Below are 12,628 nucleotides of genomic sequence, written 5' to 3' on the forward strand. Positions count from 1 at the left end.
CGGCGGGCCCTGCCCGCCCCGGACTACGCGGTCACCTCGGCCGGTGACGCCCCGCGCACCGCGCGGGAGGCCATCCTGTGCGGTCTGTTCGCCGAGGTGCTGGGGGCCGGTCAGGTCGGCGTCACCGACAGCTTCTTCGCGCTCGGCGGTCACTCCCTGCTGGTCAACCGGCTCATCACCCGCATCCGCGCGGTGCTGGGCGTGGAGATCCCGATCCGGGTGGTCTTCCAGTCGCCCACGGTCGCGGAGCTGGCCGCACACCTGGAGTCGGAGAACGGCCCGGCGGGCGACGCGGACCCGTTCGCGCCGGTCCTGGCCATCACCACCGAGGGGGATCGGGAGCCGCTGTGGTGGGTCCACCCCGGTGGCGGGCTGAGCTGGCCGTACCTGGGATTCGCCGGACTGCTTCCCAAGGACCGTCCGGTGTACGGCATCCAGGCGAAGGGGTTCGACGGTTCGGCACCGCTGCCCGGGTCCATCGCGGAGATGGTCGCCGACTACGTCGAGGAGGTGCTGGCCGTCCAGCCGGAGGGCCCGTTCCACCTGATGGGGCTCTCCAGCGGTGGCACCCTGGCCCATGCGATGGCCGCCGAACTCCAGCGGCGCGGACACCGGGTGGCGCTGCTGGCCCTGCTGGACAGCGTGCCCAGCGGCCGGCTGGCCGGGCGGCCCCTGCCCACCGAGGCCGACTTCCGGGACTACTTCGCCGAACACCTCACCAGCCTGGTGGGCACCGAGGACTACGAGTCGTTCGTGGACAACGCGGTCGCGATCGGCGTCAACTACACCCGTCTGATGCGCGATTTCACCGCCCCCGTCTACCGCGGCGACGCCGTGTTCTTCAACGCGGTGCCGAAACCGGAGGGGACGTACGCGGATCTGTGGCGCCCGTACATCCACGGCACCGTGCACCAGCACGACATCGACAGCGCCCACGAGGACATGTACCTGCCGGGACCGGCGGCCGAGATCTGCGCCGTCATCACCCACGAAGTGGCCGGGGACTGACCGGACTCCAACGACGTTCGTCGGCGGACGGAACGGTCCGGCCCCCACGGAGGAGGCACCTTTCAATGGCTCATGAAACGGAAATCTACGATGTCGTCGGCATAGGGTTCGGCCCCTCGAACCTCTCGCTGGCGATCGCCCTGGAGGAGAGTCCGGACCCCGTCACCTCCCTCTTCTTCGAGCGTCAGCCCACGCTCGGCTGGCACCGCGGCATGCTGCTGCCGTCGGCCAAGATGCAGGTGTCGTTCCTGAAGGACCTGGCCACCTTCCGCAACCCGGCGTCCGGGTTCGGCTTCATCTCGTATCTGCACGACATGGGCCGGCTCACCAGGTTCGTCAACAACCAGGACTTCTTCCCGACCCGGCGGGAGTTCCACGACTACCTCGAATGGGCCGCGTCGAAGCTCACGGGGCGGGTCTCCTACGACTCGGAGGTCACCGCGGTCTCGGCCGTCGCCGCGGCGGGGGAGGGGCCCGCGGACCGGGTGCGGGTGACGGTCCGCGGTGCGGACGGCGCCCCGCGCCAGGTGGAGGCGCGCAACGTCGTCATCTCCACCGGGCTCGTCCCCCGGATGCCCGTCAACCTGGAGGCGGGCGAACGCGTCTGGCACAGCTCGGAGTTCCTGCACCGGTTCCGGCAGCGGGAGGGCGAGCTGACCCGGGTCGCGGTCGTCGGCGCGGGCCAGAGCGCCGCCGAGATCGTCCGGTTCCTGTACGACACCCTGCCGGAGGTCAGGGTCTCGGCGGTCATCCCCTCCTTCGGCTACGCCATCGCGGACGACACCCCGTTCGCCAACCAGGTCTTCGACCCCGACGCCGTGGACAGCTACTACCACGGGACGCAGGCGTCCAAGGACGCGGTGTGGCAGTACCACAAGAACACCAACTACTCGGTGGTGGACGACGAGGTCATCCGGGGTCTGTACGAGCGCGCCTACGAGGACGAGCTGAGCGGGCACGGGCGGCTGGACTTCCGCAACCTGGCCCGGGTGCTCGACGCCGAGCCCACCGGTGACGGCACCCGGATCACGGTCTACTCGCTGGTGGACGACGCGTCGTACGACCTCGACGTGGACGTCCTGATCTGCGCGACCGGCTACGACCCCATGAACCCGGCCCGGGTCCTCGGCGAGCTGGACAAGTACTGCGTGCACGACACGGAGGGGCGCCACCGGGTGGACCGCGACTACCGCCTGGTCACCACCTCCGACCTGACCTGCGGCATCTATCTCCAGGGCGGGACCGAGCACACCCATGGACTGGGGTCGTCGCTGCTGTCGAACATCGCCGTCCGCAGCGGGGACATCGCCCAATCGATCACGGCCCGGTGCGCGGGCGCACCGAAGAAGGGACTCACCGCATGAGCACCAACCCGTTCGACGACGAGAACGGCCGCTTCTACGCCCTCGTCAACGAGGAGGGCCAGCACTCGCTGTGGCCCGCCTTCGCCCCCGTACCGGACGGCTGGCGGATCGCCTTCGGCGAGGACGGCCGCAAGGAATGCCTCGAGTACGTGGAAGCGAACTGGGCCGATATGCGGCCGCGGAGCCTGCGCGAGTCCGTGACCTCGGACTGACGACGCGTTGAAGGGACGATCCATGACCACTCCGGCCGAGCGGTGGGGCATCCACCCGGAGCACTTCTGGCTGTACGGGCGCCGACCGCGCCAGATGGTCGAGTTCGACGAGAAGATGAACGCGTGGAACGTCTACGGCTACGCCGAGGCCATCGAGGTGCTCGGCGACCCGGGGACGTTCTCCTCGCACATGTCCCGCCTGCTGCCCATGGGGGCCGACGAGGCGTTCACGGAAGGGGACCTGCTCCAGACCGACCCACCGGACCACCGCGAACTGCGCAAGCTGGTCAGCCATGCCTTCACCCCGAAGGTCGTGGCCGAACTCGAACCCCGGATCACGGCGCTCACCCAGGAACTGCTGGACGCGGTGGCCGACCGGGACACGTTCGACCTGATGACCGCGCTCGCGTATCCGCTGCCGGTGACCGTGGTGGCCGAACTGCTGAGCATCCCGAGCGCCGACCGCCATCTCTTCGAGGGATGGATGACGGAGATCGTGCACAGCCTCGGCGACGTCTCGATGGAGGACGCGCCCGAGGACCAGGAGCGGATCTTCGAGGCGGGCATGGCGCCCATGCGCAAGATGCTCGAATACCTCCGCGAGCATGCGGCGGAGTGCCGGCGGCGGCCCCGCGGAGACCTGATGGGCAAGCTCATCGAGGCGGAGGTCGACGGGCGGCGGCTGACCGACAACCACATCGTCAACTTCGCGAAGATGCTGCTCATCGCCGGGTATCTGACCACCACGATGCTCATCGGCAACACGGTGCTCTGCCTGGACAGCTACCCGGAGCAGGCGGCGCGGGTCCGGGCCGACCGGTCGCTCATCCCGGGGCTGCTGGAGGAGTCGATGCGGTTCCTGAGCCCGGTGGCGGCCACCTACCGGGCCACCACCCGGGACGTGGAGGTCGCGGGGCAGCGGCTGTCGGCCGACCAGATGGTCATGGTGTGGTTCGGCGCGGCGAACCGTGACGCCCGCCAGTTCGCCGAGCCGGAGCTGTTCGACATGACCCGCGGCCCCAATCCGCACCTCGGATTCGGCCGCGGCATCCACTTCTGTCTCGGCGGGCCGCTGGCCCGGATGGAGGGCAGGGTCGCGCTCGACCACCTGCTCGACCGCTTCCCGGAGCTGTACACCGATCCGGAGCGTCCGCCGACCTTCATGCCGGGGTTCGACACGACCGGGGTCAGCAGCCTCCCGCTGCGCACCTCCCTCGGGTAGCGCAGGAGCGGAACGGGACGTACCGACGCATGGGCCACTCGGGGCCATGGCGATGCCATCGTGGCGCAATCGTCATGGCCCCGAATTCTTGGGCCTGATCGCTTCCTGTCGAGCCTTGCCCGACGTGCCTCCATGCGACCCGGGTTGTCGTGGCGCCATCGATGTGCCACTATGGCGCTATGGACATGACGCCCTACACCGACGGTCTCCGGCGCGAGTTCCTGCTCGCGGCCGAGGCGGCCGGCGAGGAGGCCCTCGGGGTCGCGGAGCGACTCGTCCCGTCGCTCGACTCGGCGGTCCGGCTCACCCTGCTCAGCGCCCTGTCGACCGCCGCGGGCGAGATCTCGCGTGATCTCGCGCCCGGCGCGGTCGACCTGCGGCTGCGCGGTCTCGACCCCCACTTCGCGGTGACCCTGCCCTGGGCCGACCCGGACGCCGGGGACCATCCGGCGGGGGCGGGCGGCGAGGTGCTTCCGGGCGTCGAGGACGAGGGCGCTCCGGCGCGTATCAACTTCCGTCCGCCCGAGCACCTCAAGGCCCGGATCGAGGAGGCCGCGGGCCGCGAGGGGCTCTCGGTCAACGCCTGGCTTGTCCGGGCGGTGGCCGCCACGCTGAGCGGCACGGCCCGGCCGGGGCGGCACACACCGCCGGGGGACCAGTACAGCGTCGGCTGGGTACGGTAGCGCGCCGCGCATCCGCAAGTGGCTCACCAGGAAGGCTGACATGGCAACGTACGACACCCCCCAACCGATCTCCGCCAGGGTCGAGATCTCCACGGGCACCATCACGGTCAGGGCGAGCCGGCGGACCGACACGGTCGTCGAGGTCCGCCCGACGGACGACTCCAACGCCGCCGACGTCAAGGCGGCGGAGCAGGCGCGTGTCGACTTCGCGCAGGGCAAGCTCCAGGTCAAGGCGCCCCCGCAGATGCTGAACTGGCCCAGCGCGTCGCGCCGCACCGGCTCGGTCGACGTGCTGATCGAACTTCCCGAGGGCTCCGATCTGCGCGGCAGTTCGTCCTCCGTCGCGCTGCGCGGCGAAGGGCGGCTGGGCGAATGCCGTTTCGAGGCGGCGCACGGCGACTTCCGGATCGACGAGGCCGGTCCGCTGCGGCTGTCCACGTCCCGGGGTGAGATCGCCGTGACACGCGCGGTGGGCCACGCCAGGATCGCCAACGGCTCCGGGGGTGTACGCGTCGACGAGATCGACGGGTCCGCCCTGGTCGGCAACGACCACGGCGAGACCCGGATCGGCGACGCCACCGGCGAACTGCGCCTGACCGGGATGAACGGCGACTTCCACGTGGAGCGGGCGCACGGCAACGTCGTGGCCAAGACCGCCCACGGCGGCATCCGGCTCGGCGAGGTCGTGCGGGGCTCGGTCGTGGTGACGGCGTCCAGCGCCGAAATCGAGATCGGCATCCGGCAGGGCACCGCGGCCAAGCTCGACGTGTCCACCCTGACCGGCACCGTCCGCAACGCCCTGAAGGTCGTGGACGGTCCGGGGGAGACCGACGAGATCGTCCACGTCAAGGTCCGTACCTACAGCGGTGACATCGTCATCCACCGTTCCTGAACCGCATCGCCCCCGCAGGCCCGCCCCGGGGAAACCCGTCTACGAATGAGGGAAATATTGTGACAACACATGAAAGGGTCGTGCTGGACGTCGAAGGTCTGCGCATGCGCTACGGCACGACCGAGGTCCTGAAGGATGTGAATCTCCGTGTGCACCACGGGGAAGTGGTGTGCCTGCTCGGGCCGAACGGGGCGGGGAAGACCACCACGCTGGAGATCCTGGAGGGCTTCCGCATGCGCTCGGCCGGCCGGGTCGAGGTGCTGGGCACCGATCCGGCGCACGGCGGCGACGACTGGCGGGCCCGGGTGGGCGTGGTGCTCCAGTCCTGGCGCGACCACGGGCGCTGGCGGGTGCGCGAACTCCTCGCCCACTTAGGCATCTACTACGCCGAGTACTCCACCGCCCAGATCCGGCGGCCGTGGGATCCCGACGAACTCCTCGCCGCCGTCGGTCTGACCGCGCAGGCGGACAAGAAGGTCAGGATGCTCTCCGGCGGCCAGCGGCGCAGGCTGGACGTGGCCGTCGGCATCGTCGGCCGCCCCGAACTGCTCTTCCTCGACGAACCCACGGCGGGTCTCGACCCCGTCGCCCGGCGCGAGTTCCATGACCTCGTCGAACGTCTCGCCGACGAGCAGGACACCACCATCGTGCTGACCACCCACGATCTGCACGAGGCGCAGAAGCTCACCAACCGCATCATGATCCTCAGCGGTGGCCGCATCATCGCGGACGGCACCGCCGAGGAACTCGCCGAGCGCATCGTCGGCGAGGACGAGGTGCGCTGGTCCCACGACGGCCAGAGCTACGTCCGTTCCGTTCCGGAGTCCACGAAATTCGCCTTCGAACTGTTCCGGAAGCACGGTGAGTCGATCACCGATCTGGAAATCCGGAAGACCACCCTGGAGGATACCTATCTCTCCCTGGTGCGGCAGTCCACGGGCGAACAGGAAACAGTGCCGGAGGACGCCGCCGGTGCGGCCTCGGCGGACAGCGAGGGGGGCACGGTCCGATGAACAAGACGGTCATGCGCGCGGGCTGGTCCCGCGGTGTCACGGAACTGCGTCAATCATTCACAAATGGCGGGGACCTCTTCAACCACTTCTTCTGGCCCGTCCTGATGCTGGTCGTGCTGTTCCTGATGCGGGACGTCTCGTTCGGCGACGGTGAATTCGAACTGGGCACCCTGGTGTTGCCCGGTATCCTCGGAATGAACGCCGCGATGGCCATGGTCACCATGAGCCAACTCCTCACGGCCGACCGCGAGGACGGCACGCTGCTGCGCGCCAAGGCCACACCGCACGGCACCCCCGCCTATCTGGTCGGAAAGATCATCTCGGTGTCCGTCGGCGTGGTCGTCGACCTCGCGATCTTCCTCATCCCCGCACTGTTCATCATCCCCGGTCTGCGGGTGGGCAGTTCGGAGGCATGGCTGACCCTGGGCTGGGTGCTGGTGCTCGGGCTGGTGGCCACCCTGCCCATCGGCGCGGTGCTGGGCTCGCTGTTCAGCAGCACGCGCAGCCAGGGGCTGCTGACGCTCCCGATCATGGCGATGATCGGCATCTCCGGCATCTTCTATCCGGTGACCTCCATGCCCGAGTGGGTGCAGGGGCTGGCCCAGGTGTTCCCGGTCTACTGGCTCGGCCTCGGCATGCGTTCGGCACTGCTGCCGGACAGTGCGGTCATCGTGGAGATCGGCGACGCCTGGCGCCACCTGGAGACGGTCGGGGTGCTGTCGGTCTGGGCCGTGGTCGGCCTGGTCCTCGCGCCGATCGTGCTGCGCCGGATGGCGCGGCGGGAATCCGGCTCGACCATGGCCGAGCGCCGCGAGAAGGCTCTTCAGCGGGTCGGATGACGCGCCGGTGCGGTCCCGTGGGTAACGGGACCGCACTCTGCGGAAAACATACCGTTCCCGCGGGTCGCCATGTCCTGTCGCCAGGACAGGAAAAGCGCGGTGCGGGGGGCGAACCTTGACACCGTAAGGCGGCGCTTGAAGACTGGGCGAGCATGCTGAATTCAGGCCACAATTTCCGGAAGGACACGCCTGTGACCTCGCCCGTAGCCCAGTGGGAATTCCATCCGGGTCATTTCTGGATGCGTGGAAAGCGGCCGGACAAGATTGTGGACTACGACGAAGAGCTCCAGTTATGGAATGTCTACGGATATCCTGAGTCGGCCGCGATACTCAGCAATCCGAAGGTCTTCTCCAGCGATACGATGCGGCTGGACCCGATCAAGCTCGACGAGGCGATCGTCGAGGGCGACTTCGCTCATACGGACCCGCCGAAGCACCGCCGGCTGCGCGGTCTCGTCGACCACGCGTTCACCCCGTCCCTGGTGGCCAAAATGGAGTCCCGCGTCCACGGGATCATCCACGAGCTGCTCGACGGCGTCGAGGGGAAGAGCCAGTTCGACCTGGTGGCCGAGTTCGCGGCACCGCTCCCGCTGATCATGATCTCGGATCTGCTGGGCGTACCGGAGAGCGACCGGGCGCTGTTCCGGCAGTGGATGGACAAGATGCTCGACGGCTCGGAGAAGTTCGAGTCCCCGGAGACCGTCCTGGAGCAGGAGGAGGAGCTTCACAAGGAGCTCGAACTGCTCTGGGAGATGCGCGACTACTGGCACGAGCGCGCCGCCGAGAGCAGGAAGCGGCCGCGTGAGGATCTGATCAGCCAGCTGGTGCACGCCGAGGTGGACGGCCAGAAGCTGAATGACAGTCAGATCTCCAACATCGCCAACCGTCTGCTCGTCAACGGCCACCTCACCACGGCGATGCTGATCGCCAACACCATGCTCTGCCTCGACGCCTTCTCCGACCAGGACGCACGGGTCCGGGCCGACCGCTCGCTCGTGCCCGCGCTGCTCGAGGAATCCATGCGCTACATGAGCCCCATCTGCGGAGTCGGGCGGGCGACCAACAGCGAGGTGGAGGTCGCCGGCACGGTCATCCCCAAGGATCAGCTGCTGCTCGTATGGACCGGCGCGGCCAACCGTGACGAGCGGCAGTTCGAGAAGCCGGACGTGTTCGATGCGGGGCGATCCCCCAACGCGCACCTCGGTCTGGGCCGCGGCATCCATTTCTGTCTGGGCCGGCAACTGGCCCGGATGGAGAGCAAGGCGGCAGTGGAAATCCTGCTCGACCGCCTGCCCACCCTGCGTGCGGACCCGGCGAACCCGCCGACGTTCCTCCAGGTGGTGGATGCCAGCGGCGTCGCCACCCTGCCCGTTGTCACCCAGTAGGCCCGTTGTCACCCCGTAGTCCAGCGATACCGGCAAGGAGAGATGCGATGACAACGGTCGTCGACCGGTGGAACATCCACCCCGACCATCTGTGGCTGCGCGGCCAGCGCCCCGAGTCCCCGGTCGTCTTCGACGAGACCCAGGGCGTCTGGAACGTCTACGGCTATCCCGAGGCCATGGACATCCTGAACGATCACGACACCTTCACCTCCGACCTGGCGCACCTGCTGCCCGTCTCCGTCGACGCACCGCTGCTCGAGGGCGACATGTCGCAGATGGACCCGCCCCGCCACCGCAAGTACCGCCAGCTCGTCAGCCGGGCCTTCACTCCGCGGCTGGTCGCGGACATGGAGACGCGGGTCGCCGACATCACCAGGGAGCTGCTCGACGCGGTCGACGGCAAGCCGGAGATCGAGATCGCCGCCGATCTGGCGTACCCGCTGCCGGTCATCGTCATCGCCGAACTGCTCGGCGTCCCGGCCGGTGACCGCGACCTGTTCAAGAAGTGGGCGGACGACATCATCGAGGGGTTCAGCGGCTTCTCGTTCCTCGACACGAGCGGGCAGGGCGAGCAGGACGTCCGCGACGCCACGGAGCGCCTGCGCCCGTTGCTCGACTACATGGCCGGACACGTCACCGAGCGCCGCCGCACCCCGCGCGAGGACCTGCTCACGCATCTGGTCCAGGCCGAGGTCGACGGTGAACGCCTCACCGACAACGAGATCGTGAACGTCGCCAACATCCTGCTGGTCACCGGGCACATCACCACGACCATGACCCTCGGCAACACGGTCCTGTGCCTGGACGCCGACCCGGAGGTGGCCGCGAAGGTCCGCGCGGACCGGTCGCTGGTGCCCGGCGCCATCGAGGAGGCCCTGCGGGTGCTCTCCCCGTCCGCCGCGCTCGCCCGCGGCACCAGCAGAGAGGTGGAGGTCGCGGGCACGGTCATCCCCAAGGACCAGATCGTCATGCTCTGGCTGGGCGCGGGCAACCGGGATCCGCGGCAGTTCACGGACCCCGAGGTGTACGACCCCACCCGCGACCCCAACCCGCACTTCGGTTTCGGCCGCGGCATCCACTTCTGCCTCGGCGCCCCGCTGGCCCGCCTCGAAGGGCGCGTCGCGCTCAACGCCCTGTTCGACCGCTTCCCGGTGCTGCGGACCGACCCGGCGAAGCCGCCGACCTTCTTCCCGACGCCCGACATGATCGGCGTCAACACCCTTCACCTACGGACCTCTTGACCCACCCCACCCTTTGAGAGGAGACGGCTTGTCCGCCGACGCGGGGGCAGCGGAAGCTGCCCCGACGGAACAGTCGCTGTCGCAGATCGCCCTGGGCTTCGTACCGGCGCGCATCCTCTACAGCGCCGCCGAGCTGGGCATCGCCGACGCCCTGGCGAACGGCCCGCGCGACTACGAGAGCCTCGCCAAGGAGACGGGCACGGACCCGGGGGCGTTGCGCAGACTGCTCAGGGCGCTCGCCGGACTGGGCGTGGTCCGCCAGCTCGACACCGATCGCTTCTCGCTCACCGAGTTCGGCGGCCGCCTGAGGTCGGGCACACCGGACTCCGAGCGGGACGACATCATGCTCTCCACCGCGCCCGAACTCTGGGCAGCATGGGGCGAGTTGACGGCCGTGGTGCGCAGCGGCGAGCCCGCCCGCGCCCCCGGCACGGGCCGCACGGCCTACGAGGCGATGCAGGAGCAGCCGGAGGTGTCGGCGAAGCTCCGCGCCGGAATGGCCCAGGCGTCGGCGCTGTTCGCCACCGGGGTCGCCGAGGCGTACGACTTCTCCCGGTTCCGTACCGTCGTCGACTACGGCGGCGACGAGGGCACCCTGATCGCGGCGGTCCTGACCGCCGCGCCGGACCTGCGGGCCGTGCTCTACGACCGGCCGGAAGCCCTGGAGCGGTCGACCGCCACGCTGTCCGCCGCCGGTGTCGCCGACCGGTGCGAGGTGGTCGAGGGGGACCTCACCTCGCCCCCGCCGTCCGGCGCGGACGCCTGCGTCCTCAACAACATCGTGCGCGACCGGGGCGACGAGAAGGCGACGGAGCTGCTGCGCTCCCTGCGCGCCGGACTGGCACCGACGGGCCGAATCCTCCTGGTGGAGACCCTGATGCCACCGGTCCTGACGCCGGACGAGTCCGCCGCGTACGGACTCACGGACCTGAACAACCTGGTCTTCGCCGGTGGCAGGGAACGCACCCGGGACGAGTACGCCGCACTGCTGGCCGCCGCCGGATTCACCCTCGGCGCGACGGTCCGGGTGCCCGTGCCCACGGGCATGCCCGACTACCACGTCATCGAGGCCGCTCCCACCTCGTGACCGCGGTCCCCGCGCTCAGGTAGCGAGCGTGACCTCGACCAGCTGGGACCAGCGGACCCGCGTCCCCTCCCGGGTCGCCTCGGCGAACCGGACGTCGCCGAGGCGGCGCCGCGCGGTCCGCTCGATGCGGGCCATGTCCGGGTGGGAGCGGGTCCGGAGCCCGCGTACGCCCGTGCTCGCCGCCAGCAGCCGTACGGCCTGCTCGTACTCGTCGCGGCGCAGCGCCAGGTCCGCGACCCCGATGAGCACGTGCGCGATCAGCGGCGCGTGTCCCGTCTCGGACGCCGCCGCGCAGGCCGCCGCGCGGTGCGCCCGGGCCTCGCCGAGGTCGTCGGCGAGGTAGCCGAGCAGGTCGTGCGTCACCGCGCGGATGTCCGCCTGTTCCGCGTCGTCGCCCAACAGGGCAGCGGCGACCCCGAGTTGCCGGTGCACCTCCTCGGTGTCGCCGCTCCACCGGGCGAGTCCCGCCTTGGACAGGGCCAGCTCGGCCAGCGCGTCCGGCCAGGTGACCCGCTCCGCGCACCGCCCTGCCTCGGCCATGGCGGCCGCGCTGGCGTCCTCGTCGCCCAGCAGCCAGTACAGCTGCGCCTGCCACGAACGCATCCGGATGACGTCCTCGGTGGCACCGACCTCGGTGACGACCGCGATCGCCTGCTCGTAGCGCTCGCACGCACCGGCGAACTCGCCGCGCAGGGCGAGCAGGTTCGCCAGCTCGGACAGGGCGAGCGAGATCCCGTACCGCTCGCCGAGCGCCCGGAACTCGGCTAGCGCCCCCTCCAGGTACGCGCCCGCATCGTGGCCGTCCTGCCCGTCCCGGCCGAGCGCGATCCGCATCTTGCCCAGATGCCACCGGGCCAGCGCGCGCACCCAGGGGTCCTCGTCGTCCAGCAGCGGTTCGAACGCGGACAGCGACGACTCGGGCGCCTGGAGCATGCGTTCCAGTACGGCCACGAGCCTCAGCCCCGGGTGGCTGCGCCGACCGTGCCGACTGAGCCGGTACGCCTCGTGGATCCACTCCGCGGCCCGGCGCTCGTCGCTCAGCCCTGAGGTCACGAAACCCGCGATCAGCGCGCACACCGTGGCCCGGACCTCGTCGGCCACCTCGCCGGGCAGCCCGGCGGCCGCGGTGAGCAGCTCGATGCCCTCGGTCCTGCGCCCGCCCAGCCACCAGTACCAGCCCCCGCCCGCCGCGAGCCGCATCGCCGCCCGCGCCTCGCCCGCCGCGAGCGCGCCACGCATCGCCGCACCGAGGTTGTCGTGCTCGGCCTCGACCCTGGCCAGCCACTCCAGTTGCCCGGCGCGGCGCAGCTGCGGCTCCGCGGTCTCGGCGAGTTCGGTGAAGTGGGCGAGATGCGCGTGGCGCGCCAGGTCCGCTTCCCCCGCCTCCGCGAGCCGCTGCCCGGCGTACTCCTGGATCATGCCGGTCAGGCGGTAGCGCGGGGTGCCGCCGCCCTCGGCGAGCAGCAGCGACTTCTCGGTCAGCGCGGTGAGCAGTTCGAGCACCTGCTCCCGCTCGACCCCGTCACCGGCGCAGACCCGCTCGGCCGCCTCCAGGCTCGCCCCGCCCGAGAACACCGAGAGCCTGCGCAGGACCATCCGCTCGGCGTCGGTGAGCAGCTCCCAGCTCCAGTCGACCACCGCGCGCAGTGTCTTGTGCCGCGGCAACGCCGTGCGGCTGCCGC

12 protein-coding genes are annotated in these 12,628 nt (G+C 70.1%); 11 read left to right on the top strand and 1 reads right to left on the bottom strand.

The features are described from left to right. From SSOG_RS38475 to SSOG_RS38525, 11 genes are all read left to right on the top strand, one after another. Positions 1-1,008 (top strand): alpha/beta fold hydrolase (locus SSOG_RS38475; protein WP_039939704.1); only part of this gene is annotated, 1,008 nt, incomplete at its 5' end. A 65-nt stretch (positions 1,009-1,073) separates the two neighbouring features. Continuing rightward, the gene (locus SSOG_RS38480; protein WP_009719718.1) at positions 1,074-2,372 is read left to right on the top strand and encodes a lysine N(6)-hydroxylase/L-ornithine N(5)-oxygenase family protein; all 1,299 of its coding nucleotides are present in this window, start codon (positions 1,074-1,076) and stop codon (positions 2,370-2,372) included. After that, positions 2,369-2,584 (top strand): MbtH family protein, encoded by a 216-nt coding sequence (locus tag SSOG_RS38485; protein ID WP_009719719.1) that lies wholly within the window; start codon positions 2,369-2,371, stop codon positions 2,582-2,584. The genes SSOG_RS38480 and SSOG_RS38485 overlap by 4 nt, the downstream gene beginning before the upstream one ends. 22 nt (positions 2,585-2,606) lie before the next feature. Next, positions 2,607-3,806, top strand: coding sequence for a cytochrome P450 (locus tag SSOG_RS38490; RefSeq protein ID WP_009719720.1), 1,200 nt, complete (start codon positions 2,607-2,609; stop codon positions 3,804-3,806). Between the two features lie 179 nt (positions 3,807-3,985). Then, on the top strand, positions 3,986-4,489 hold the full coding sequence (locus tag SSOG_RS38495; protein ID WP_039939706.1) for a histidine kinase: 504 nt from the start codon (positions 3,986-3,988) through the stop codon (positions 4,487-4,489). Positions 4,490-4,529: 40 nt separating this feature from the next. Then, a complete protein-coding gene (locus SSOG_RS38500) occupies positions 4,530-5,381 on the top strand; it encodes a DUF4097 family beta strand repeat-containing protein (protein WP_009719722.1) in 852 nt (283 codons plus the stop codon). Between the two features lie 104 nt (positions 5,382-5,485). Further along, complete coding sequence (locus tag SSOG_RS38505; RefSeq protein WP_050800399.1) at positions 5,486-6,394, top strand: ABC transporter ATP-binding protein; 909 nt, start codon at positions 5,486-5,488, stop codon at positions 6,392-6,394. Beyond that, positions 6,391-7,233, top strand: a complete 843-nt coding sequence (locus tag SSOG_RS38510) for an ABC transporter permease (protein ID WP_009719724.1) — start codon at positions 6,391-6,393, stop codon at positions 7,231-7,233. The genes SSOG_RS38505 and SSOG_RS38510 overlap by 4 nt, the downstream gene beginning before the upstream one ends. Positions 7,234-7,424: 191 nt before the next feature. Further along, positions 7,425-8,618, top strand: a complete 1,194-nt coding sequence (locus tag SSOG_RS38515; RefSeq protein ID WP_039939707.1) for a cytochrome P450 — start codon at positions 7,425-7,427, stop codon at positions 8,616-8,618. A gap of 47 nt (positions 8,619-8,665) precedes the next feature. Next, entirely contained in the window at positions 8,666-9,859 is a 1,194-nt protein-coding gene (locus tag SSOG_RS38520; RefSeq protein ID WP_009719726.1) for a cytochrome P450, read from the top strand. Between the two features lie 28 nt (positions 9,860-9,887). Then, positions 9,888-10,946: a methyltransferase gene (locus SSOG_RS38525; RefSeq protein ID WP_050800098.1), complete on the top strand. Its 1,059-nt coding sequence runs from the start codon at positions 9,888-9,890 to the stop codon at positions 10,944-10,946. A gap of 15 nt (positions 10,947-10,961) precedes the next feature. Here SSOG_RS38525 and SSOG_RS56805 read toward each other — a convergent pair. Then, positions 10,962-12,628, bottom strand: a 1,667-nt coding sequence (locus SSOG_RS56805) for an ATP-binding protein (RefSeq protein ID WP_039939708.1), incomplete at its 5' end; no start/stop codon positions are given.

It is taken from the genome of Streptomyces himastatinicus ATCC 53653 (genome assembly GCF_000158915.1).
GTDB lineage: Bacteria > Actinomycetota > Actinomycetes > Streptomycetales > Streptomycetaceae > Streptomyces > Streptomyces himastatinicus.